The sequence below is a fragment of the Bacillus methanolicus MGA3 genome (assembly GCF_000724485.1).
GTDB classification, from domain to species: domain Bacteria; phylum Bacillota; class Bacilli; order Bacillales; family Cytobacillaceae; genus Bacillus_Z; species Bacillus_Z methanolicus_A.
The window spans coordinates 3,150,700-3,174,596 of the sequence record NZ_CP007739.1; the positions used below are offsets into that span (position 1 = coordinate 3,150,700).

Sequence of the window (23,897 nt, forward strand, 5' to 3'; positions counted from 1 at the left end):
AGATGTTCCTGCATCACCAATTAATAGAAAAACCCTTCTCTCTTGAGAGGGGTTGCATACTTTTTTGTCATCAATTCCAAAAAATTCAGCTTTCGATTCCACACTATATAAGAATTCTATAGGTGTTAACATAAAGACCTAGGCATATGTATAGCTGTAATGTCCTCCACTTATATCCTGTATCGATAACAAAATACCCCTTTTTTTTTGCTATTTTCTATGTTGCTCATTAAATATATATTTCTTGATCCTTCCTCGCGAAATTTATCCAATATAATCAAATATAGTCGAATTTTGAAATATTTTAGTAACATTTTTTAAAAGAACTGTAAAGTCACTAGGTTTACTTCTATGAGATAATACAGGCAGTGAATAGAGAGAGAAAAGAAATTACTAGGGATTTTGGGGTGCATCATGAAAAGGTTTGTTATTACAACTTTAGTTACCTTGAGTCTGTTTTTTGTCGGATTTTCTGAAACAAATCATACATACGCAGCAACAAACTACAGAGTGAAAGCTTCTGCGATCGCTCAAAAATACGTGGGAGTTCCTTATAGATGGGGCGGTAGTTCACCATCAGGATTTGATTGTTCGGGTTTAGTTTATTACTCATTTAAAAAAGCTGGAAAAACTCTTCCTAGAACTGCCGGAGAAATGTATAGAAGGGGAACTACCGTTTCTAAAAGGAATTTAAGAGTCGGCGATCTCGTATTTTTCCACACAACTAGCAAATGTGCTTCCCACGTAGGAATATACATAGGTGCAAACAAATTTGTTCATTCAAGTTCAAAAGGTGTAAGAATAGACTCTATGTCTAATCCATATTGGAGCAAAGTCTATCACGGATCAAAACGAATGTAACCTCCTAACGTTAAGGAGGTTATTTTTTTATTTCTTAAGATGAGAGATTAGTAGTATTATGTAGAATGTGAGTTTTCAAACAGGGGCAGAGAAATAATGAATCCAAGTCTATTCTGATCCATTTTTAATAATCTCCTTTTATTTTTAAATGTCGACTATATAATACTCAAATTATATCTGTTAACGTTTGAAAAATACTTACAAAAACTTAACTTTGTCCATCTTTCTTCCCCCCTCCTCCTTCCCGGTTTTTTCGGGTATAATAAAAGAATATGGTTTTTGAGTAACGGGAGGTTCACAGATGGCAACGATTCCTGATCATTATAGAGAAATGCTGGAGTTTGCGGCCCGGAATTTTCAAAAGATTCTGCGGGCAGAGGCGGCTGAGGATGCGAATATTGTGCAAAAAGGCTTGCTTCATTATCGCCAAGGGATGGTTTATAAAATGAAGCTGGAAGATGAAGCCGTCATTGCCTCCGTTCAGGATGTGGCACCCGTTGATGTCAGGCTTGATTTGAATTTTCTAGAGACAAGCGGCTGCTCCTGTCCGGCGGAAGGGTTTTGCCGGCACCAGCTTGCAGTTTTTTTTCAAGCCTATTCAACGATTGGCAGTGTTGCTGACTGGCTTGAAGAATGGCGCCAGCCAATAAAGGAAAAAGCTCTCGCTTCGAAATGGGGGCTTAAAAGAGCGAAAGACCTGTTAAAAAGGTCTGCAAAATTGAAGGCGTCCTATGAAAACTGGATCGGCACCTTTGAAGATAGCTTTAAATCGATTATGACCGGAATGGGTGAACCGCGCCCGTATGTGGTCCCTGAGCTTTTTCAAATTTATATGAAGCGGCTAAATGCAAGTTCTCCCATTGAGCAGGAGTGGAAAAACCTTTATGAGCTGTGCGCTTCTGTTTTCACTTTTTTAAAACTTGCGGAAATCAGTGAGAAATATGGACACACTGATGAAATGGTAAACCGTTATTACCGGCATGTATTTCATTCTTTAATTGAGAAAGCAATGGATGCGGTTGACCGGTTGTCTATCCATTCCCTTCCTTTTGCCTTCGATCAATTTATTGAAAAGCTCAAGGACAACACCGGGGAGCTTCTGTTTGTACCTGAGTTCCTCAAATACGAAGGAATTCATTTATATAGGGTTTTATGGGACGGTCTTTTTAAGCAAAGCAAGTGGCGCGAAGAAGAACGAGCCAGCTTGACTGAACTTGTGAAACGAAACGGCTCCCTTCCGCCTGCGATTGCCCTTGCCCATCTGAACATGTTGATCCGTAAAGATGAAGAGGCGATTTTAGGATTGCAGCGGTTAGGCACAGATGCTGTCCCATACATGATTCATTGGCTGGAATTGCTTACGGCGCAGAAAGCATGGAAAAGAATGACACCATACGCTGAGCTTTTTATTCTGCAGCTGAACAAATACACGAAAACACTTATCGGGTACCATAAACGGCGTGATTTTACTAACTTAGCGATCGATGTCCTGACACCGTTTTGTGTGGAAAGCAGCCGCTATGATTTGTATGAACGCGCTCTTCTTCAAACCCTTCCCTACAGTTATCGAGAGTATGAAGATTTCTTATTTCAACAGGGCCAACTTGAAAAATGGGGAGAATTGCAATCTTATATCGGTTTTGATGTGCGCGATTTGCCGACAGACCGAATTAAGACTGTTCAGAAGGAAAAGCCAGAGATCCTTCTTCCCCTTTACCATCAATCGATTGTCCGAAATATTGAAATGAAAAACCGGACAAATTACCGGGAAGCGGTCCGGCATTTAAAGAAGCTGCGTACGATTTATAAGAAAATGAAACGTCTGGAAGATTTTGAACGGTTTATGGCCGAGCTGATGAAAAAAACAAAACGGCTTCGCGCCTTTCAAGAAGAATGCAAAAGAGGTAAGCTGATCGATGTATGAGACTAGATCTTTACAGATTGCAATTACACCAATCGGTGAACGTTTTTTTATCACCGCCCAAAGCGAAAATTTTATAGAGGCTTCCCAGTGGAAACACCTTCTTTTTCATCGTCATGAAGAAAGTTTTTATGGGACCCTCCTTGATGTTGAAACCGTGGATGGAGTCGAAGGTGTTTTTGTGAATGGCTGGCAGCTTGTGACGCTGTTTGCGAAAGAGCAATTCAACCGCCTTATTGATTGGGACTGGGATGAAACGTCCCAAATATGCCTTTCTGCGGCACCGGCCATTTACGATGCGATTGTTGAAAAAGAATGGCGCCCTGATTTTTCATTACTCGGTGAAGACGAGTTTCGGTGGGCGCTTCCGGATCGGGTCGTCAACGAATTTGACCCGTCTTTTTGGGAACAACCTGTTGAAAATGGCGTGTCCGTTCATGATTTTATCCGGAACTGGTTCCACCATTCGCTTGAAGCTTACTTAACGAGATATTCTGAACAAAGAGCATTTTTCGACCAAAGGCTTACATTGTTGAAAAATAAAGACTTGCCTGCAGCAAATTTGTCTGCTTTTTTTGATGAAGAAAAGTGGCTGGAATGGATGGGCATCAAGGATGATCCTGCCCCATTCACGATCGGACTGCGGCTTGAGGAACCGGCTGATGAAGATGGCGATTGGAGCTTGGAGCTCTTTTTGCGGGATAAAAAACAGCCTGACGTCATGATTAATCCGAATCAAGTTTCATCGCTTCCGCGCGGTTGGAAACCGTATTTAGAAAAAGTGGCTGTCGAGGAAAACCGATGGGGCCGATTGTTCCCGTGGCTGCAAGATGGGAACGGCCTTCTTCGCCGCTTGACAGAGGACCAGGCATGGACATTTTTAACCGAAGCTAGTGAAGTATTGCTTGCTCTCGGTGTTGAGATCCTGCTTCCTTCCTGGTGGGAGGCAATGAAAAATGCCAACTTAAAAGTAAAAGCCCGTGTAAAAGGAACGTCAAGCCACCGCCGTTCATTTGTCGGCCTTGACGCGATGCTCGACTACGATTGGCGTTTTTCCATGAATGGCGTTGATTTGTCCGAAGAAGAGTTCCGCAAGCTTGTCGAGGAAAAAAGGCGGCTTGTGTATATTCGCGGCCGCTGGATCAAACTTGATCCGAACTTTATCCGCCAAATTCAGGATTTAATGAAAAAAGCGGAAAAGGAAGGCCTGCACATTCGCGACCTGCTTGAACAGGAACTGATAGCTGCTGAAGAAGATGCGGGGGATGAACTCGACAACCCGAAAGCATTTGCCCGGATTCAAATCGAGCTGAACAATCAATGGAAGCAAATGATCCGTCAGCTTTCTGAAATCAATGAAATTCCGGAAATGCCGGTTCCTGCCGGTTTACACGGCGAACTCAGGCCATACCAGCGGCGCGGCATGAGCTGGCTCTTGTTTTTGCGTCGCTTCGGTTTTGGCGCCGTCCTGGCCGATGATATGGGACTGGGAAAAACCGTTCAGCTCATTTCCTATTTACTTTCAGTGAAAGAAAGTGATGATGCCGGACCTGCCTTAATTGTGTGCCCTACATCGGTTCTTGGAAACTGGCAAAAAGAACTTGAACGGTTTGCTCCGGGACTGAACGTGTATCTGCATTACGGCCCGGCGCGGCTGAAAGGAGAAGCTTTTAAAGAAGAGGCTCTTCGTGCAGATGTCGTTTTAACATCATACGGCTTGACCCATCTCGATTTAGAGGAATTTGAATCGCTGACATGGGGAACGATCGCCATCGATGAAGCGCAAAATATAAAAAATGCGCAAACGAAACAATCGCGGGCAGTAAGGCGTTTAAAAGGCCGCCATCATATTGCCCTCACCGGAACGCCGATGGAAAACCGGCTAGCCGAGCTCTGGTCGATTTTTGATTTTACCAATCACGGCTATCTTGGAAGTTTAGGACAATTTCAGAAACGATTTGTTATTCCGATTGAGAAAGATGAGCGAAAGGATAAGATTAAAGAACTTCAAGCACTGATTCGCCCTTTCCTCTTGCGCCGGACGAAAAAGAATGAAGAAGTCGCATTGAACCTGCCGGATAAACTTGAGCAAAAAGAATACTGCCCGTTGACAGCTGAACAGGCGTCGTTATACGAGCAGCTTGTCCGCGACACGTTTGCTGAGATTGAAAAATTGTCAGGGTTTGAGCGAAAAGGCCTTGTCTTACAGATGCTCAGTAAGTTGAAGCAGCTTTGCAACCACCCTGCTCTTTACTTGAAAGAAGTAAAACCGCGGGACTTGCTTGAACGTTCTTCCAAGCTGGAAAAATTAAATGAACTAGTCGAAGCAGTTCTTGACCAAGGCGAAAGCTGTTTAATTTTTACCCAGTATCTTGAAATGGGCGAAATGATCCGAACTGTTTTGAAAAATATGCATGGGATCGAAGTTCCATTTTTAAACGGAAGCGTGCCGAAAAAACTGCGCGATGATATGATTGAACGCTTCCAGAACGGCAAATTCCCTGTGTTTTTGCTGTCATTAAAAGCAGGCGGCACCGGCTTAAACTTAACGGCCGCCAACCATGTTATCCATTATGACCGCTGGTGGAATCCAGCGGTTGAAAACCAGGCCACCGACAGAGCGTACCGCATCGGCCAAAATCGGTTTGTGCACGTTCACAAACTGATCAGCACCGGCACATTAGAAGAAAAAATCGATGCGATGATTGAAAAAAAGCAATCATTAAATGATCAAATCATACAAAGCGAAAACTGGATTACCGAGCTTTCGACTGATGAATTGAGGGATTTGGTATTTTTGGGGTAGACGCTGGACGGGTGCAAGTACGGATTTTGCAACAGGGTTAGCCTTTTGGTACAGGCAAGTTGGTATATTTGCTAAACAGGGCGGCAGCGGATTTCATATTTTTGCGATTGGATCAGCCTTCTGATACGGAGGCTGATTTTTTTTTTGAGATGCCGTATAGAAAGGAAAAAAATTTACCCGCAACGGGGCAAACGTTACACGCGGGTAATTAAAAATGAGGGATTTGGTTCTTTGTAGGCATTTACTCGATTACTGGGAGGGAATGTTAAATACATTAGTTTTTTACCGTTTTTGATCAGAAAACATGAAAGAAGTTTATAGGCTGTCGCTTCGCTTATCGTGCCCGCTTTTTCATTGATGAGGATTTTTTGTTTATGACAATTAAAAGTAAATTGAACGGCCTTATTTTGACGATTCTCGTTGAAATTTACCGTCACGCTTGTGTGAGTGTCAAGCGGCAAAATATAATACGAAGTTTGAGCAGAGTTGCGGCTTAATTGCAGGGCATCGAAAAATCCAGGTGATTGAGCAATCTTTGCATTGTATTCCGGATGTTCTTCGCCAATAAAAATTAATTGACATCTTTCCTCCTTTTTACTTTTTTGTTTCGAATAGTTCTTCATTTCATCGACAAATCTCCTTTCATATATTCCTTTACATAATTCTCCAAATTTTTTACAAATCCTGCTAAAGTCCTATTTTTTATTAAATGTTTAAATGTCAGGGTTTTGATGAGAGAGATCAAACATTATGAGAAGTAGAGGCTTATATAGATTAAGTCCGTATAATTGTGTAAAAAGAAGCAAATAAATGGTATAAGGTGTTACTAAAAAAATAGCTGTATAGAGGCCTGGGGTATATGTTTTTAGTATCAATGTTTGCAAGACATGGGCTAAATTGTGTAATAATACAAATATTAATAATGAAAGATACAAGATTGAATTCCATGAACTTTCTAAGTTTTGGGTTCCAAAGAAAGTAATAAAAGACATTGTTAAAAATATAAAAACATCTCTCTTTTCAAAGGAATAAGAATTAACATTCCAAAATTGCCAAATATTTTTACTTATCCATTTGCTATCACCTATTATTCTATTTTCCGTTCTTTTTGCCCAATTTTCGACAGCAATAATTTCCTCAAAATCGTGTAGCATAAATATTACTACGAATAACCAGATTGCATTATATAACTCAATTTGAAGCATTATAATTTTTTCCTCTACAATATTTCGGATATAAATGGGTTGGTATTGAAATCAAACTTGGATAATATATTGCTTTATTCTTTTTAATACTCTAATGAAAATTTTCCATTAATTTCATACAATTTTAACAGAAAATAGAATCATTATAAATATATATTAAAAACAATTAAGAAAACTGCCAATTAGAAAAACCCCTTAAAAAGGGGGCTACGCAGGATGAAAGTGGTACGCAAATCAAGCAGGAAATCAGAGTAGTTTCAGCACCGTTTGCCGTTCATAAATTTTACAGTCTGGAAAATGGATTTATCGAGGATTTTCGATAACTGATTCAGTGATGGAGCCGGGATATCCCGAACAACTCTTTATCGAAAATTGAAGTTATCATCTTTTAGAGAAAGGGCTTTGTTTTGCATTTCAGAGTTGTATGAAGTTCGTGTTCCTCAAACAGAGGGTTGCCGCTCGCTTCCTCAGATTCTGCGTTGCCACAGACATCCTTGCGTTAAGCTAACTGTTGCTTTTGCCTCACAGTTCGGGACTCTCCCCCTGTAGACTGCTGGGGGCACAAAGGGATTGAAGGTTTTTTTATTTTTTTAGATTAATGACCGTTACTTTATCTCGCATCATGGAAATTATGCTTTGACGAATACCTTGAGAACCAAGACCAGAATTTTTCACAGCTGAAAACGGAAAATGATCAGGACCGCGCTCAGTTCTTCCATTAATTTGGACAGAACCAACGTCAAGTGATGAAGCAATAGTAAATGCTTTTTCGATATTCGATGTAAATACACTTGCTTGCAGTCCAAATTCAGACTCATTAGCAATTTCGATTGCTTCCTCTACGCTGTCGACAATAATACAAGGCAAGACAGGTCCGAATGGTTCTTCCCAAGCAACTTTCATATCTTTTGTCACATTACTTAAGACAGTTGGATAAATCAAGTTTTTCTCGCGTTTGTTGCCAGTGATAAGACTAGCACCTTTTGCCAAAGCATCATCAATTAAACCTTGCACAAAGTCCGCTGAACTTTCATCGATTAAAGGAGTAATATCAGCATCGTCTTCCGGTCTGCCAACCGTTAGTTTTTCGACTTTTTCTTTAATTTTTTCAATAAGTGGAGCTGCTACATCTTTAAGTACAAGAACTCTTTTTATGGCCGTACAACGTTGTCCACTATAAGAAAAGGCACCGCTAACGATTTCCGTTGCCGCTAGTTCAAGATCTGCATCTTCTAGCACAATGGCAGGGTCTTTTCCCCCAAGCTCCAGTACGAGAGGAATCATTGAAGCTTTTCTTGCAATATTTTGTCCTGTTCCTGTTCCTCCGGTAAATGAAATCATATCAATAAATGGGTGAGTAATGATGTAATCACCAATTTCTGAACCTTTTCCTGTAACGGTATTAACTAAACCTTTAGGCAACCCGGCGTTTTCTAATGCTTGTATCATTAATAAACCACTAATGGCTCCCTGTGTTGCAGGTTTGAAAACTACTGCGTTGCCTGCAATTAAAGCAGGGGCAATTTTTGTAGCAGCAAGGTTTATTGGGTAGTTAAACGGAGAAATGGCTAAAATGACGCCAAGCGGTTTTTTTTCGACGATTGCTGTTTTTATTGAGCTATCAGCATCTAACGAACCACCATTAATGAATTCTCCGTGAATGCGAACCCCTTCTTCTGCCGTGTAACGAATGATTTCTGCGGTTCGAGTCACTTCCTTTCTTGCTGTTGAGATGTTTTTCCCTACTTCATTCATAATCATCGGAGCAATTACATCAATCATTTTTACTAATTCATCCGCCCACGCATGCAATATCTTGGCTCGTTCACTAACGGCCAGCTTTTCCCATTTTTTCTGTGCTTGACGAGCTCCGGCTACCGCTTTATCTATTTCATCTTTTGTCATAGCTGGAACCCGTCCCACAACTTCACCTGTAGATGGTGAATAGATATTAATAAATTGATTTGAAGAGCTGAAACTCCATTCTCCATTTAATAAAAACTTAAAATCCTTTTCTAATACCTGCATAGAAACAATCCCAACTTTCTAAATATTATTTAAATTATGTTAATTAGAACTCTAAAGCAGTAAGCGATTCCAACACAAGCCTTTTTTTAAAAAAAATACATAGGACTTTTAGGGTCGCCGTATGTCCACTAAATGCAATATTAGAATAGTAATTTTTAAATCCTTCTCAGCTTACATAAAGAGTTCGAATAATAAATTCAACTTTCGCAAAAAAGTATCTTTCTTCGTTTTTATTTTTTAAAAAAGAACAGACACCTATATTTTGGCAACAAATACCAAATACGGTGTCGTCATATCGTAACAGCTCATATACTTGAACGAAGGCTATTTTTTCAATCGAAGGCTCATATCCTCCGATTAGCGCTTATAAGACTAGACGGCTTTATCGCGTTCTTTAATGCAGTTAAGAAGCTTCAATCTTTTTATTTTTCCTTTTAAAGTACCCCATACCGACTACAATGATGACCAATCCGATTGGAAGTCCAACATGGATAGTTTTTGTTAAGTTTGGAGCGAATGAATGCAGAAATGCATCTATTTTTTGATCTTTAACAATCATTTCACCGGCGGTATATGCTAGTAGGCCAGCTCCTGCGTAAACAATAATCGGAAGCTTTTCCATAGCCTTTAATATGATTTGACTGCCCCAAATAATGATTGGAATGGAGATTAAGATACCAAGTAAGATCGGCAAGAACTCATGTGCGACACCCGCTAATGCTAAAACGTTATCCAGTGACATGACAGCATCTGCGATAATAATTGTTCTAACTGCTGATGCCACCGTGCTGCCACCGGCTTTGTGTTCTTTTTCTTTTCCAGCAAGTAATTTATAAGCAATTCGAACAAGCAAAATTCCCCCAATAGCAGAAATCAATGGAATTTTTAATAACGACACAATAATGGCCGCAATTAATAATCTTAAAACAATCGCACCGAATGTTCCCCAAAAGATCGCTTTTTTTCGAAGATCTGCAGGCACATCTTTAGCAGCTAGTGCAATAACGATCGCATTATCTCCGCTAAGTATTAGGTCAACACCAATAACTTTTAAGAGTGTTGCCAATTCCATTCCTATGGTTTCCATTGTTTATCCTCCTGTCAAGTTATCATCATTAAGTGTTGACCTTCCTAGTTTTATCTATATCAAGTATTTTAAACTGTTTGGATGGTTGCTGTGTATTTTTTCATCTTAAGAAAAACATAAAAATCCCGGCATGAAAGCCAGGCAAAATGAGGATTTTTGGGGCAGTCATTGATTCTTTATAAGGAAAGAATATTTGGAAGGAAAAGTGATAGAAGCATTAAATCGTGATGGAGTAGTGTTTTTTCGCGGATTTTTCAGTTTGTTGATGCTCGTTTTTCGGGGGTTCTTTTACGAGGTTAAAAATGGCTGTGTTTTTGTCTCGCAATGTCAAGTTTTTCATGCACCATTCGAGCTGTTGGACCCGCTTGTTTAATTTATCGACTTTTTCGTTTGTTTTGCCGAGCATTTTAATTAAGCTTTCTAAAAGCATTTCCAGTCTGGTTCCAAAATCGTCATGATTTTTCAACAGTAAAAGCCTCCTTTTCTTTTTGTTTGGTATGTTCAGCTGAAGGCTTTGGGCTCAGGAATCGGACACCTTCAGCAACAACCTCTGTTACAAAAACTTTTTTACCTTCTTGATTTTCGTAGTTTCTCGTTTGGATTCTGCCTGTGATTCCGAGCACTGAACCTTTCCTGCAATATTGTGCCGTGTTCTCGGCGATTTTTTTCCAGAGGGTGCATTGGACAAAGTCAGTGTCGATTTCTCCATTCTGGTTTCGATAGTTGCGGTTGACCGCTAAAATGATATTGGCTACGTACGTACCATCGGGTGTAACCCTTAATTCAGGGTCTCTGGTCAGCCTCCCGACAAGTGTAACTTGGTTGATCAAAGTTTCATCTCCTCTCTTTTTGATATTTTTATGATAGTCCCTGGCTTGCCCATCGTAAAATTGCGATAATCGATTTATTCGGAAGAAAATTGACTCAAAAATCGGATTTTCACTGGGGAAAATTTGATTTTCAAAAGAAGAAACACCTAAAATTATGTTATTACTACTTTCGACAAATATTTTTCGACACGGTTAGAATTCGTTTTCATTATAGGCTGTGTTATAATTTTTTATATTAGAGGTTGTACAAAAGTGTTTGAAAACTACTTTCCAGTGAAATGGAAAACGGGAGGAAAAGGATGAAAACGTTCAAACTGATCTCGTTGCAAATTGTCGAAGGTGCGGATTTGAAGGATATTGAATTACAAGACGGGCTGATTATTAATAAAGAAGATGACCTTAGTTCGTGGCTGATTGAGGCTTATATTTCAAAATCTTATCTTGACTATTTTAAATCTGGCGACGAAATGATTGTCCAGGTAGTAATTTCAAAAAAGGAAAACGGTCCTGCAACGTTTCAAACGAAAGTGCACTCCGTAAAAGAGTTTGATAAAAATATGAGCGTTTTACTTGAAGGCACTTTGAAAAGTACAAGAAACGCATACGCCGAATTAGTGCTTGATGACCTCCTGAAAAAAGGAATGAGTGGAGACAACCTCTTATCCGAATTTAAAGAAAAAATGAAAAGCAGGCCAAGGCTAGCAGTCATAAAAAAGGTTTAAGCAGAAGGGCTGACTCAAAAAACAAAAGACCGGACCCCTCCATGATTGATGGACGGTGCCCGACCCTTATGAGCCAGCCCCTTTTATGTAAATATTAGTGCACAATCTCATTATTAAGCGTGTCTTCTCCGTTTACAAGAATTTGGTTTAACTGGTCGATGATATAATCGATATCTTGTTTATTATAATTCCGGTCAGGAAGCTCAGTGCCATAAACTTTATAATAGAGGATTGAAGCGAGCTTAAGCTGCGTTTCGCTTGCAGGCATCTGATGATCTGCTTTATTTTTCGTTTTTGCGCCCTGTGAAAGATCTTTAAACATTCAGTAAAAATTCCTCCCAAACATATATTTTATCTATTACATTACCATAAATGCAACGCCCTTGACAAAATAAATGTAAAGGGCCTGGCCCCCTTTTATGAGCAAAGGCCTTTCCCCGATTGAATACCGGGAAAAGGCCAGAGCTTCCTTCATTATTCACCTTATTCGTCTTTGTTGTCTTTGTCTTTAATGTCTTTTCGATCTTCGATAATATCCTCTTTATTTTTGTTGTTTTTGTCAATAATGCCATTGTCGTCATCGCCAATATTGCCCTTATTGTTATGATCAAGATTTCGATTATTGAGGTTATCAATGTTATTGCTTTTGTTATTTGCCGGATTCTCCGGAGGCGGATTCTGATTATTGACATTACATCCTGCAATAAGAATCGCGGAGAGGACAGACCCTGCGATTAACAGTAAAAACTTTTTCTTCATAAATAATGGCTCCCTTCCTCTATTGGTTTCTTTTGACCGTATGTACGGGTCTGCAATTATGTTGCCCAAAATCCAAAAAACCTTGTATAGGAAAGGGAGTTTTCTATGGGGTCTGGCCCCTACTCTTTTTTCTCTCCGAGCGCAAAACTAATTTCTGTTTCACATACAACTTCACCGTCAACGGTTGCAACGCCCTTGCCTTTGCCGATTGCACCGCGCACACGGACCATTTCCACTTCTAAGCGAAGCTGATCGCCTGGCTTTACTTGCCTTCTAAAACGGCAGTTATCGATTCCAGTGAAAAAAGCCAGCCGGCCTTTGTTTTCTTCTTTTTTGAGCATGGCAACTGCTCCTACCTGTGCGAGCGCTTCAACAATCAGCACTCCTGGCATAACAGGATAGTCAGGAAAATGTCCGTTAAAAAATTCTTCGTTTGCCGAAACATTCTTAATGCCAACTGCTTTTTTCCCTTCTTCGACTTCAAGAATTTTATCAACAAGCAAAAATGGATAGCGGTGTGGGATAATTTCTTTAATTTCTGTAATATCGAGCATTTTTAGTACCTCCTCATAATATTAGGTATAATGTTATTTTACACAAAACCGCAAACAAAAAGGAAGGGTTTTCTCAGTCTGAACGTTAAAGGCAGAATTTAAAACAATACCTGCCTCAAAGAGTCCAGATCATTTACCCTTCCCTTGCATTTTTCATTTTTCTTTATAAATAAGATCATATATATTAGTCCACGTTGATTTTTGAAAAACTTCAATGACCTTGCCGTTTCCGAGAACCCCGTAGCCGACCATTGCTCCAGCAATGGCGCTCACTACGATCAATAAAGCAACAATGATAACCCGCAGCCAAATTGGTATTAGCCGAACACGGATCCGCTTTCTTTTTTCTTTTGTTTGTTCATGCTGCTCATGTTTCGCTTTCTTTATTTGTTCCCGAGTTCGGACTTCTGCTTGGTTATTGTTGGTTATAGACATTGCTGCATACCCCTTTTAACGAATTCCGTTCACTAATCCCATCATTTGATCTGCAATCGTGATTGATCTGGCTTGAAATTGATAAGAGCGCTGAACATTAATCAGTTCGGTCATTTCTTTCGACAAGTCTACATTTGACTGTTCTAGAGCACCTTGCTTCATAGCAATTTGCGCCCGGAGCGGTCCATTTAATTCTGTTAAAATATCCTGCTTTAAAACTCCAAGCTCAGCAAAATTTTCCGGCAGCCCTAAAAGATTGTCTCCCTTTTGCACCAAAAATTGCGGTTTTTTCACAAGGCTGACACCAAGATTAATGGTCTGTCTGGTCCCATTTGTTTTTTCAACAACGAGCTGGCCGTTTTCTGTAAAGGTGTAGCCTTTAGCATCGCCTGTGATATAAATCGGGTGATTGTTTTCATCTAAAACAGAATATCCGTCCCCTGTTACAAGCATCATTTCATTTTTGGAAATTGGCGATAAATGAAAGGAACCGTCGCGTGTTAATTGGATGGATGATCCATTTTCATCTTGAACGAGAACCCGGAAGTATTGGCCTTCTTTTGTAAAAGCGACGTCAAGCTGGCGGTCGGTTGTTTTTAAATTTCCCTGTTTCATAATGATCTGTGATTGGGAAAGCCTTGCACCCGTCCCCTGGCGGATTCCGAGCGGTGTCAGCCGATTCTTCTCTTCGTTTGCATTTGTTTGATTGCGGAACTCCTGGAAAAGCAAATCCGAAAACGTTGCTTCTCTTCTTTTATAACCGGTTGTATCAATGTTTGCCAGGTTGTTGCTGATTATATCCATTTGTTTTTGCAATTGTGCAAGTGTGTTCGTTGCCGTTATCATTGTTCTATTCATATGAAAATCCCCCTTTACGGGTCTCAGCTGTTTTCAAATTTTATTTATTTTTAGCCTATGCGGCCAATGTCATTTACTGCTTTTTCCATACTGCGGTCGTAAGCCTGAAGGACTTTCTGATTGGCTTCAAATGCACGGTAAGCAGTCAGCATATCTGTCATTGTTTTTGCCACATCAACATTTGAACGTTCCAGAAACCCTTGCTTAAGCATGAACTGTACTCCATTTGCGTTATAGGCGTTCGGAAGCTTATTTCCGTCTTCTGTCCGGTAAAGACCGTCGCCTTCTTTTATTAAGCGCTGAGGATTTTCCGCAAACCCAATCCCCAGTCTTGCCGTTTCGCCATTTTCTCCTATTAATACGCCTTTGCTATTAATGGTGAACTGATCGCTTGAAAGCTGAATGCGGCCTCCCCGATCATTCAAAACATACAAGCCGCTTGCTGTTGTTAAAAAACCCTCTCCATCGACTGTAAAGTTTCCATTCCGTGTGTAGCGTACTTCTCCGTTCGGATTTTGTACCGTAAACAGAACCGTGCCCTTTGCGCCGTTTTCCTTATTTGCCGGAATATTGATATCAACAAGGGCAACATCTGTATGTAATTCCGTTTCTCGAAGGTCGCCTTGAATAAACGCAGGTATTGCTTCTTGCATATAAACACCGGTATTAATCGATCCAATCACTGTATTGCGTGGAAGATTCAAGCCATTCTCTGAGGGAATTTTTTGCTGGTCTAACCGTTGCAGCAGCATTTCCGGAAACGCCCTCATTGATGGTTGATCCGCCTTAAAGCCGGGCGTATTGGCGTTTGCCAAGTTATTTGAAAGCATTTCCGTTTTTCGCTGCTGTGAAAGCATTCCAGACGCAGCGGTGTAAAACCCTTTGAACATTATTCCACCTCATTTTCGAAACCGCACTTTTACACCTATTATAAAAAATTTTTGGCGAAGAAACATATCTTTTTGCAGAAAAAAGTCAAATATTGAAAAAATATTGTATAAGAAAGAAAAAATCTGCCGCTTGGCGAAGCATCTGCTTCTCAAACGACAGACTTATTCTATTAACCGAATCTTTTATTTGGAAGACGGTCGATGTTATCAAGCATGATTCCAGTACCGATTGCTACACAATCCATTGGATTTTCCGCAATTAGCACAGGTACTTTTAATTCTTCTGCTAGAAGCATATCAATTCCGTGGAGCAGTGCGCCTCCCCCGGTTAAAATAACGCCGCGGTCGATAATGTCGGCAGAAAGTTCCGGTGGTGTGCGTTCAAGGACGCTTTTGGCTGCCTGAACAATAACGGAAACAGATTCACGCAGAGCCTGTTCAATTTCAGCTGAACGAACAGTAATTGTCCGAGGCAATCCTGTTACCATATCGCGGCCGCGGATATCTAATTCCTCGTTGCGTGATCCAGGGAAAACGGTGCCTATCTTCATCTTGATATCTTCTGAAGTCCGTTCTCCAATTAGAAGTTTATATTCTTTTTTAATATAATTTAATATTTCTATGTCAAACTTGTCCCCAGCCATTTTAATCGAGGAGGAAGTTACTATATCGCCCATTGATAAAACGGCAATATCAGTTGTCCCGCCTCCGATATCGACAACCATATTTCCGCTTGGCTGAAAAATATCCATACCAGCGCCAATTGCAGCTACTTTCGGCTCTTCTTCCAAGTAAATTTTTTTCCCGCCGCTTTTTTCAGCAGCTTCTCTAATCGCTTTTTGCTCAACGCTTGTAATATTTGTCGGACAGCAAATTAGAATGCGCGGTTTTGATAAAAACCCTTTTACATTAAGCTTATTAATAAAATGTTTCAGCATCGCTTCTGTTACATCAAAATCAGCAATTACGCCATCTTTTAACGGTCGGATCGCAGCGATGTTTCCCGGCGTACGTCCAACCATTCTGCGCGCTTCTTCTCCTACCGCAAGAACTTTATTTGTATTTTTATCAACCGCCACAACGGATGGCTCATTTAGTACGATTCCGCGGCCTTTTACATGGATCAGCACATTGGCCGTTCCTAAATCAATTCCTATATCCCTGGAAAACATTTCTATTCCTTTCCTCCTTAAGACTATGGCGCAGCGAAAAAGGTACGCTTTTTCGCCCCTCACTCTTGTTCATCTGCGGCTCTCAAGAACACGTCCATAGACCTTTCCCATGCTGAAATCAAAATGATGTGGCTATGTATAGTTCCTTAAGCACAAGCATTCACTTTTGTAAAATAAACCAGGTTCTTTCCTAATAGTTTATTCTATCACAATAAGGAAGAAAAAAGTAACTTGTCGTCAGAAAAACAATGAAAATTTTCCTAAAATAGAGTTGCGGGAAAAGAATCAGGCAAAATTTGTAGGTATTTGGGAGGAAGATCGGTGCCGGATTGGGTTGGGGTTGGACGCATGGCTTTTAAAATTTAGACTGTTTTATGAGCCAATTTTGTGCATTTATGAGCCACTTTAGGGAATTTATACTCCATTTTAAACTAAAATAAAAAAACGTGCCAAGCCGAGGGCAAACATGCTTTCCCCGGGGGCACGTCCTTATGTTCCGGATTTCGCCTGCGTTTTTTTTTCGCTTTATTGAACAGGTTCTTCTTCTTTTTCTTCTTTTTTATACTTCAGTTTCGTTGCTTCTCCACCCCGTAAATGGCGGATTGATTTATGGTAATCTAATATTTCTTTTACTTCATTTGCAAGTTCCGGATTAATTTCTGGAAGCCTCTCAGTTAAATCCTTATGGACTGTACTTTTGGATACGCCAAACTCCTTCGCGATCACGCGAACTGTTTTTCTCGTCTCCACGATATACTTCCCAATCTTGATAGTTCTCTCTTTGATGTAATCGTGCACACCACTCGCCCTCCCTAAATTGGATGTGAGAAGTGTGAAATGAGACTCGCTTCGCTTAGTTGAACTACGGCTGTTCCGCACGTACAAACAGATCCTTTCAGGCTCCATTGTGCGGCAGAAAGTATGTACTTTCTGATCTTACAGTGATTAAACATGTCTCCGACTATTTCCCTGTTGTTTCCAAACGACTCCTCACCTCAAACACTCTCTTTGCAGGTTTGTATCAGTTTATTAGCTTGGATACGGGAATATGCACGAAAAACTCAATCAGGACAAGGAATTATACAATTTTTTTAAAATATAACAGGCATTCGTCAAAAAGGGGCCTGGCCCTCTTATCACATTAAAGTTTTAAAGCGTTAATTAGATAAGGGGGCCTGGCCCCTCTGTCTATACAAAAAAACCCGCCGGGGCGGGTTTTCAAGGTCCAGAATATTTTTATGAGTTTACGCCATTTAGAGAGGCATCGGATGATCCAGAGTCAGATTCAGGGGATTGATCTTCGCCATGACCATGGTCACCGGATTGATCTCCGCCTTGACCTTGATCACCAGATTGATCTCCACTAGTTTTATCTTGTGCGCTGCCATCTTCCTTTTGTCCAGAATCTGTTTTATCAGAACCGTTATTGTTGGAAGTATCTCCTTTGGCTCCGTTGTCCTCAGTAGTGCCTTGATCATCAGCAGGATTATCATCTGTCACTTGACTGTTTCCAGGAGCTTTTGCTTCCTGTAATGCACTTAACGGTTTGTTAAAATAGTCTAGTGGATTGACAGCTACATTATCTTTGCGAATTTCAAAGTGCACATGCACTCCGGCTTCTTTGTTATACAAGCTTTGTCCAGCCTTTGCAAGAACTTGTCCTTGTTCTACTTTGTCGCCAACCTCGACATTAATGTCCTTAACGGATTGATATTGTGTTACAATTCCTTTATCATGCTCAATTTCAATGACATTTCCCAATAACGCATCTTCTTCAACTTTTGTAACGGTTCCGCTCAATGATGCGACAACATCAAATGTGTCACCTTTTTTCATTTTAATGTCAATACCAGTGTTTGGATGATACTCATTATCGTAGAATACAAGAGCTGCTTCCTGATCTTCTTTTTTGCCGTTATAATCATAGAATTTTTTTTGAATAACAGCAGAATCAGGATCCATTACTGGCATAACAAAATTTTCTAATGAACGGTTTACTTCAACAGCTGGCTGATCATGTTGTTTTCTGCCTGCCATATCTGTCGATTTGTAATCAAATTGGTCAGAATTAGAATTCTTTCCTACACTTTGATACCAAAGGACACCTGTTAGAATGATTGCTGCGCTTGCAATATAAATGGCTGGAAATACCCAACGCTGTCTAAAGAAGCGTTTTAAACTTGAATCTTGAGAAGTTCGTTTCTTATCTTCCTCTCTCATTTTCATCACCTCAGCAATCATTCTGAACAGATCTAAAAAAATATATACGTTTGTAAAAAATTTTTTTATACTTAATTTTCGACAAGTGCGATATTTTTATGTATTTTTTATAAAAAAATTTTTAAAAAAGGAGCTGAAGTAATGAAAATTGCAAAATGGCTGTTCCGGATTCTTCCTTTCATCTACATGGTTCTTATTTGGATCCTTTCAAGCATGCCGGATGACGCCGTTATTGAACTGCCCTCCTCTCCAATAGATAAGTTCGTAAAAGAGTCCCTCCATCTTGTTGAGTTTGCGATATTATATGTACTGTTTGTATTTGCGTTTTTAACAACTAGGCGTTTTTCTATTAAACGTAATCTCTTTTGTATGGTTATTGCCTGCATATACGGAATAACAGATGAAATTCACCAATCTTTTGTACCTTACCGGTCAGCGACAATTATTGACGGAGTTAAAGATATAACGGGAGTTTGCGCTGCTTACTATTTCATTTATCAGGCTTATTTTAAAAAACGATTTACTAAGTTTGGGAAACTATTGAAGGCTTTCTCTAAATGTGATGAAGAACGATCAAAGAACGTAATATCATAAGTCGCAATTAAATCTTCACTTAGAAATCTACCATACGCCTTGTCAATCGCAACTTTTTCTGTACTGCCAACATAGGCAATACTTCATAACACGCTCAACTGCTTCTAGTTTATAATGAGTAGAAATTATAACATATATTTGTTACTCGATTTAAGCGACACTTCATTGATTTTGGCGAAAGTCCAATTGATTTGCGCGAATCCTTGACAAAAAACTACGTCGTGTATCGTCGGTGCGAATCGAAGCAAACTTTATTAATCATAAAGGGCTAAAACAGCGTGTTATATACACGATTGTTTCAGCCCCTCTTTATTGTTCCGTCCTATTTTTAATTTTGTAGTGTATATTTTGAGAATCTTTCACAATAAAATGAAAAGCAGCTTCCCTTTAAAATACTTGTACCTAGGGAAGAAACTATTTATTTGAGAACTTCCGTCAAAACCCGTATATATTTTTATAATATCGATAAATTCTGGTTTTAAAGGTAACTTTGATCATCTCTTCTATGCTGTTTTTCCAGGCAAGATGTATTTTATTCGGTGTAAAATAGGCCATTCCATCCTTAATTTTAATCCATTTCTTAGAGTCTTCATCCTGGAAATATCCAGTGACGGAAGTTGACAAAGGGTGAAAAGGTTTATGGAACAAACCCTACCTCTGAATGGAATGTATTTGTTACACTTTTCACAAAATCAACTAACTGATCATAAAGCTCCAAATGAACCATACCCAGGATGACATGGAGTTTATTCATGAATTCATGTGTTTGTGAACGCAAAAGCCTCGGCATACGATCGAACTCCCGTAAGCTGTTTCGCCATTATCTTAATGTCAGTCTTATCCCTGAATGTTGCGACCGCCCCTACAATTTCTTTTTTGACAAAAATTGGAACAATATTAGCCACGATAATTAAACCTTTAAGCGAATATTCTTGATCAATTACTTTCTGTCCTTTTCTATTACAGCCTGTAAGTGAAAGGTAGGAATAAAATCTTCAATTTTTCTACCTATATATTCTTCATCTATACCCATCTTTTTAAATAACCTGGTAGCCTCTTGGTTAACCAGAGTAATATTTCCATTTTTATCAACTGCAAGCACACCTTCTCTGGCATACTCCAGCATAGCACTTCGCTGCTCGAGTAATTTTGCAATTTCATCCGGCTCCATCCCAAACATAATTGTTTTTACCTTTTTAGCTAATAACACGGCTCCTATCAAGCCGATCATAATCCCTAGAAACATACTAATGAATATGATCCTATCACTCTGTTTGACTTGGTTTTTCACATCGTCTAGTAAAATTCCAACCACAACTGCACCAACTTGTTTTCCATTATCAGTAAACACCGGTGTAAAATATCGAAAGGACATCCCCAGAGTCCCTTTTGCGGTCGATTTATATTCCTCTCCAGAAAAAACAGCATTCTCATCTCCCCCTACAAACCTTTTTCCAATCTTGTTAGGATTAGGATGAGATTTCCTTATTCCATTCATATCCAACACAACAATAAAAAGAACATCCGTTGCTTTTCTGATTTTTTCTGTATATGTCTGGATGGTAGCTTCATCACTTTTTCCGCTTAATCCATCTATTACAATAGGTGAAAGAGCCACTGTCCTAGAGATATTTCTTGCTTTCTCTTCGATCCGAGTTAACGTGGTTTCTTCTATGTATTGTTTCGTTAAATAATTGGTTACTAGTAAGCAAAAAATGATTACTCCTGAAACGAGTAAAGTAATCGTTGTTTGTAAACGAAGTTTGAATATATGTTTTTTCATTGTGGACATCCCCACTTCTACTAAACCTTTTCACCTAAATATGATTTACTTTTATTGTAAGAGCAAAATAATAAATACAAATTCAAAAGTGTTTCAATTTTGTGAAGGAAAATAAACAAAATACAGCTTTCCGATGTTCTTCTTCCAATGGCGTTCGTTCTTAGAGAACTGCTTTTCCCAAATGGTATCCATGTAATTTAAGTAGATATTCGCTAAAAGCGGAGAGATCACCCCGCCTTGCGGCGTACCTAGTTCAGTGTCACGGAACTGGCCATCTTCCATAACCACTGCTTTTAACCACTTTCGGATGAGTTTTAGCACTCTTCTAATGTCGGGTCGATAGACTTTGTCATATAACGCATGAAATCGGCGATTTTTGCTTTCCTTGGCGCAAAGGTATAGTGTTTTCCAAAGTTCTCGAGCTTTTACATCGGTGTAGTTAGCCAGTTTTCCGGCATTCGGGTTGGACTTACACCAACAAGCAACCTGCAGCTAGCTGGGCGCGCTCCACAAAAAAGCGGCCGATGAATCGGCCGCTTATTTCTTTGCTGTTACTTTCGTTATCAAGGTGTCTGAATTTGAGATTTCTACCCCCTTGTAGTAGTACTTCACAATCTCTTTGTAGTTTTTCCCTTCAGATGCCATTCCGTTTGCCCCGTATTGGCTCATTCCAACACCATGGCCGAAGCCTTTCGTTGTAATGATAATGTTGTTTCCTTTTACAACCCAAGAAAAATCAGAGGATCTTAAGTCCAGTTTGTCTCGAATTTCTCTTCCGGTTAACACTTTACCGTTGATTTCTACTTTCCCTACACGTTTTCCGGCTGTTCTTTCAATGATTTTTCCTACATTTTTCCGGTCAACCAATTTAACGCCTAGTCTTGCTTCAAACTCACCAACAGACATGATTTTTTGAGAGATGAATTTTGGTGAATTTTTATCCCACGGGCTTGCAACACTTCTTAGGTAAGGATATGAGTTTGACCAGTAATCTTCGGAATTCTCTGTGTATCCGTTGCTTGTCGAGAAAAATGTAGGAGTAATTGGATTTCCTTCATACGTTAAGATTTGGCCGCTTGTTTCCTTAACTGCCTCAGTTATTTTGTTTATTTTCCATTTGTAGTCTACTCCCCAAAGTTTTTTTAATTCTTCATTATTTTTATATACTTGGTGGATTTCAGTATCTGTTACATCTGCTTTTCCTTCGGGCAGGCCAATTTTTTCTTTGTTTAACAATTGTCTGACGATATATGTTCTGGCAGCCAATGCTTGAGCTTTCAGAGCTTCCAATTGAAAATCAGCCGGCATCTCAGCAGCTACTACACCAATTAAATATTGATCAAGCGGAAGTGTTTCAATTTTCTTTTTTGCCGTGCGATAGACAGCCACTTCCATGGCAGCATCTGCGGTATTTTCAGCTTGTACATGTACAGGTTTGGGTTTTGAAACTTCTCCCAGCTGCCTGCTTGTCTTAGCATCCGAAAAAGGGAGTACAAGCAGAGCTGGAAGCATGAGTGTTACAACAACTAGGATTGCTGTTAGTGTAATGAAAGGTTTGATTTTTATCATGTCAAAAGCCTCCATATGGAAAGTAGACGCGTGTTGATGGCTTTCTTAGCCCCGTCTCATTTCATTCATATGGGCGCGGACAAGCATTTATGACAGTAAATTTAGATAACCTCTGGACTCTTTATCCCTTCCACCTCACCAAGGACCAGTCCCTCAACGCTTTAACGCTTTACTATGTTAAGAGGGCCTGGCCCCCTAAAAAAAGAAAGCAACGTTGTCAGATATCTGACAACGTTGCTCTTCGGGTTTTTGTAGTTATTAATGGTTATGCATTCATGTCTGTGACAATTTTTTGTTCGAATATTTTTGTTTCATCCGCTTCATTTACACGTTCAATGTCTGCGCCAAGGGCTGCAAGCTTTTCGTGGAATGCCACATAACCGCGGTCCAGATGCTTCAGTTCTGTTACGCGTGTTACGCCTTCAGCAACAAGGCCGGCCAAAATCAGCGCCGCTGCTGCCCGAAGGTCTGTAGCCGCCACTTCAGCACCTTGTAAATTAGTCGGACCATTAATGATGACGGAACGGCCTTCAATTTTAATATCTGCATTCATCCGTCTGAATTCTTCAACATGCATAAAACGATTTTCAAATACTGTTTCCGTAATCACGCTTGTGCCCTTTGCAGTCAATAAAAGGGACATCATTTGTGATTGCATGTCAGTTGGGAATCCTGGGTGAGGCATTGTTTTAATATCAACGGCTTTAAGTTCGTCAGGACCGATTACGCGAATGCCGTCAGCTTCTTCTTCAATGATAACACCCATTTCTTCCAGTTTTGCAATTAATGAAGTTAAATGCTCTGGAACTGCTCCGCGCACAAGAACATTACCGCCTGTAATTGCAGCAGCCACCATAAATGTGCCAGCTTCAATTCGGTCAGGGATAATTGTATGTTCTGCTCCGTACAGGGCATCCACACCTTCAATTTTAATCGTGCCTGTACCGGCACCTTTCACTTTTGCACCCATTTTATTAAGGAAGTTCGCTAAATCGACAATTTCCGGTTCTTTTGCCACGTTTTCAATGATGGTTGTTCCTTTTGCAAGAGTTGCAGCCATCATAATATTTTCCGTAGCTCCTACACTAGGAAAATCAAGGTATATTTTAGCTCCATGCAAGCCTTCTTTTGCTTCTGCTTCAATGAAGCCATTTCCAACTTTGACGGTTGCACCCATTGCTTCAAAGCCTTTCAGGTGCTGGTCGATCGGACGGGAACCGATTGCACAGCCTCCAGGCAATGCAACTCGTGCACGACCATTGCGTGCTAAAAGTGATCCCATCACAAGTACTGAAGCGCGCATTTTTCGAACGTACTCAAAAGGGGCTTCTATTTTTAACTCTCTTGATGCATTTACAACCACTTCATTATTCTTAAACTCCACTTCGGCGTTTAAATAACGTAATACTTCATTGATGGTATATACATCGGAGAGAGTTGGTACATCTCGAATTACGCTTTTTCCATTACTTGCTAATAATGTTGCGGCGATCACAGGCAAAACGGCATTTTTAGCCCCTTCTACTTTTACGGTGCCGCTTAGCCTTCTCCCTCCGCGGACAATGATCTTTTCCAAATGTATTCCCCTCCGCGTCCAATTTCT

At 40.0% G+C, this 23,897-nt stretch carries 25 protein-coding genes; 5 read left to right on the forward strand and 20 right to left on the reverse strand.

What is annotated here, in order from left to right; all coding sequences use genetic code 11:
• Window positions 1-414: 414 nt before the first annotated feature.
• The 3 genes from BMMGA3_RS15250 (at window position 415) to BMMGA3_RS15260 (ending at window position 5,588) form a co-directional block, all read left to right on the forward strand.
• On the forward strand, window positions 415-861 hold the full coding sequence (locus BMMGA3_RS15250; RefSeq protein ID WP_003346727.1) for a C40 family peptidase: 447 nt from the start codon (window positions 415-417) through the stop codon (window positions 859-861).
• A 301-nt stretch (window positions 862-1,162) separates the two neighbouring features.
• On the forward strand, window positions 1,163-2,785 hold the full coding sequence (locus tag BMMGA3_RS15255) for an SWIM zinc finger family protein (protein WP_003346729.1): 1,623 nt from the start codon (window positions 1,163-1,165) through the stop codon (window positions 2,783-2,785).
• On the forward strand, window positions 2,778-5,588 hold the full coding sequence (locus tag BMMGA3_RS15260) for a DEAD/DEAH box helicase (RefSeq protein ID WP_003346731.1): 2,811 nt from the start codon (window positions 2,778-2,780) through the stop codon (window positions 5,586-5,588). The genes BMMGA3_RS15255 and BMMGA3_RS15260 overlap by 8 nt, the downstream gene beginning before the upstream one ends.
• Window positions 5,589-5,782: 194 nt before the next feature.
• On the opposite strand, the gene BMMGA3_RS15265 is transcribed toward BMMGA3_RS15260, so the two are convergent.
• From BMMGA3_RS15265 to ssb, 6 genes are all read right to left on the reverse strand, one after another.
• The gene (locus tag BMMGA3_RS15265; protein WP_003346733.1) at window positions 5,783-6,211 is read right to left on the reverse strand and encodes a hypothetical protein; all 429 of its coding nucleotides are present in this window, start codon (window positions 6,209-6,211) and stop codon (window positions 5,783-5,785) included.
• 90 nt (window positions 6,212-6,301) lie between these two features.
• Window positions 6,302-6,793 (reverse strand): HXXEE domain-containing protein, encoded by a 492-nt coding sequence (locus BMMGA3_RS15270; protein ID WP_003346735.1) that lies wholly within the window; start codon window positions 6,791-6,793, stop codon window positions 6,302-6,304.
• A gap of 582 nt (window positions 6,794-7,375) precedes the next feature.
• Window positions 7,376-8,821: an NADP-dependent glyceraldehyde-3-phosphate dehydrogenase gene (locus tag BMMGA3_RS15275; protein ID WP_003346738.1), complete on the reverse strand. Its 1,446-nt coding sequence runs from the start codon at window positions 8,819-8,821 to the stop codon at window positions 7,376-7,378.
• Window positions 8,822-9,224: 403 nt separating this feature from the next.
• Window positions 9,225-9,908 (reverse strand): TerC family protein, encoded by a 684-nt coding sequence (locus tag BMMGA3_RS15280; RefSeq protein WP_003346740.1) that lies wholly within the window; start codon window positions 9,906-9,908, stop codon window positions 9,225-9,227.
• A 217-nt stretch (window positions 9,909-10,125) separates the two neighbouring features.
• Complete coding sequence (locus BMMGA3_RS15285) at window positions 10,126-10,374, reverse strand: hypothetical protein (RefSeq protein ID WP_003346743.1); 249 nt, start codon at window positions 10,372-10,374, stop codon at window positions 10,126-10,128.
• A complete protein-coding gene (gene ssb / locus BMMGA3_RS15290; RefSeq protein WP_003346745.1) occupies window positions 10,361-10,738 on the reverse strand; it encodes a single-stranded DNA-binding protein in 378 nt (125 codons plus the stop codon). Before ssb ends, BMMGA3_RS15285 begins: the two co-directional genes overlap by 14 nt.
• Before the next feature lie 299 nt (window positions 10,739-11,037).
• Between ssb and BMMGA3_RS15295 the strand changes: the two genes are divergently transcribed.
• Window positions 11,038-11,460 carry a YwpF-like family protein gene (locus tag BMMGA3_RS15295; protein ID WP_003346747.1) on the forward strand — a complete coding sequence of 141 codons (423 nt, stop codon included), beginning with the start codon at window positions 11,038-11,040 and terminating at the stop codon, window positions 11,458-11,460.
• A 94-nt stretch (window positions 11,461-11,554) separates the two neighbouring features.
• Here the strand turns inward: BMMGA3_RS15295 and BMMGA3_RS15300 are convergent, their stop codons facing one another.
• The 9 genes from BMMGA3_RS15300 to BMMGA3_RS15340 all read right to left on the reverse strand — a co-directional run bounded on the left by BMMGA3_RS15300 (window position 11,555) and on the right by BMMGA3_RS15340 (window position 18,348).
• A complete protein-coding gene (locus tag BMMGA3_RS15300) occupies window positions 11,555-11,782 on the reverse strand; it encodes a hypothetical protein (RefSeq protein ID WP_003346749.1) in 228 nt (75 codons plus the stop codon).
• Window positions 11,783-11,943: 161 nt separating this feature from the next.
• Window positions 11,944-12,219 carry a hypothetical protein gene (locus tag BMMGA3_RS15305; RefSeq protein ID WP_003346753.1) on the reverse strand — a complete coding sequence of 92 codons (276 nt, stop codon included), beginning with the start codon at window positions 12,217-12,219 and terminating at the stop codon, window positions 11,944-11,946.
• 119 nt (window positions 12,220-12,338) lie between these two features.
• Window positions 12,339-12,773, reverse strand: coding sequence for a 3-hydroxyacyl-ACP dehydratase FabZ (gene fabZ, locus BMMGA3_RS15310; RefSeq protein ID WP_003346755.1), 435 nt, complete (start codon window positions 12,771-12,773; stop codon window positions 12,339-12,341).
• A gap of 153 nt (window positions 12,774-12,926) precedes the next feature.
• Window positions 12,927-13,208, reverse strand: a complete 282-nt coding sequence (locus BMMGA3_RS15315) for a DNA-directed RNA polymerase subunit beta (protein ID WP_003346757.1) — start codon at window positions 13,206-13,208, stop codon at window positions 12,927-12,929.
• A gap of 15 nt (window positions 13,209-13,223) precedes the next feature.
• Window positions 13,224-14,066, reverse strand: coding sequence for a flagellar hook-basal body protein (locus tag BMMGA3_RS15320; protein WP_003346760.1), 843 nt, complete (start codon window positions 14,064-14,066; stop codon window positions 13,224-13,226).
• A gap of 50 nt (window positions 14,067-14,116) precedes the next feature.
• Window positions 14,117-14,956, reverse strand: coding sequence for a flagellar hook-basal body protein (locus tag BMMGA3_RS15325; RefSeq protein ID WP_003346761.1), 840 nt, complete (start codon window positions 14,954-14,956; stop codon window positions 14,117-14,119).
• 170 nt (window positions 14,957-15,126) lie between these two features.
• Entirely contained in the window at window positions 15,127-16,128 is a 1,002-nt protein-coding gene (locus BMMGA3_RS15330; protein WP_003346763.1) for a rod shape-determining protein, read from the reverse strand.
• 525 nt (window positions 16,129-16,653) lie between these two features.
• Entirely contained in the window at window positions 16,654-16,926 is a 273-nt protein-coding gene (gene spoIIID, locus BMMGA3_RS15335; RefSeq protein ID WP_003346764.1) for a sporulation transcriptional regulator SpoIIID, read from the reverse strand.
• Window positions 16,927-17,364: 438 nt separating this feature from the next.
• Window positions 17,365-18,348 carry a stage II sporulation protein SpoIIQ gene (locus tag BMMGA3_RS15340; RefSeq protein ID WP_003346766.1) on the reverse strand — a complete coding sequence of 328 codons (984 nt, stop codon included), beginning with the start codon at window positions 18,346-18,348 and terminating at the stop codon, window positions 17,365-17,367.
• Window positions 18,349-18,489: 141 nt separating this feature from the next.
• On the opposite strand from BMMGA3_RS15340, the gene BMMGA3_RS15345 reads away from it, so the two are divergent.
• On the forward strand, window positions 18,490-18,942 hold the full coding sequence (locus BMMGA3_RS15345; RefSeq protein ID WP_003346767.1) for a VanZ family protein: 453 nt from the start codon (window positions 18,490-18,492) through the stop codon (window positions 18,940-18,942).
• Between the two features lie 637 nt (window positions 18,943-19,579).
• Here BMMGA3_RS15345 and BMMGA3_RS17625 read toward each other — a convergent pair.
• The 5 genes from BMMGA3_RS17625 to murA form a co-directional block, all read right to left on the reverse strand.
• Complete coding sequence (locus BMMGA3_RS17625) at window positions 19,580-19,732, reverse strand: Spo0B domain-containing protein (RefSeq protein ID WP_081485649.1); 153 nt, start codon at window positions 19,730-19,732, stop codon at window positions 19,580-19,582.
• A gap of 150 nt (window positions 19,733-19,882) precedes the next feature.
• Window positions 19,883-20,725, reverse strand: coding sequence for a PAS domain-containing protein (locus BMMGA3_RS15355; protein WP_050943000.1), 843 nt, complete (start codon window positions 20,723-20,725; stop codon window positions 19,883-19,885).
• 93 nt (window positions 20,726-20,818) lie between these two features.
• Complete coding sequence (locus BMMGA3_RS18540; protein WP_412150520.1) at window positions 20,819-21,046, reverse strand: reverse transcriptase domain-containing protein; 228 nt, start codon at window positions 21,044-21,046, stop codon at window positions 20,819-20,821.
• A 216-nt stretch (window positions 21,047-21,262) separates the two neighbouring features.
• Window positions 21,263-22,294, reverse strand: coding sequence for a stage II sporulation protein D (spoIID, locus tag BMMGA3_RS15365; RefSeq protein WP_003346773.1), 1,032 nt, complete (start codon window positions 22,292-22,294; stop codon window positions 21,263-21,265).
• A gap of 265 nt (window positions 22,295-22,559) precedes the next feature.
• The gene (murA, locus tag BMMGA3_RS15370) at window positions 22,560-23,870 is read right to left on the reverse strand and encodes a UDP-N-acetylglucosamine 1-carboxyvinyltransferase (RefSeq protein ID WP_003346775.1); all 1,311 of its coding nucleotides are present in this window, start codon (window positions 23,868-23,870) and stop codon (window positions 22,560-22,562) included.
• Window positions 23,871-23,897: the final 27 nt, after the last annotated feature.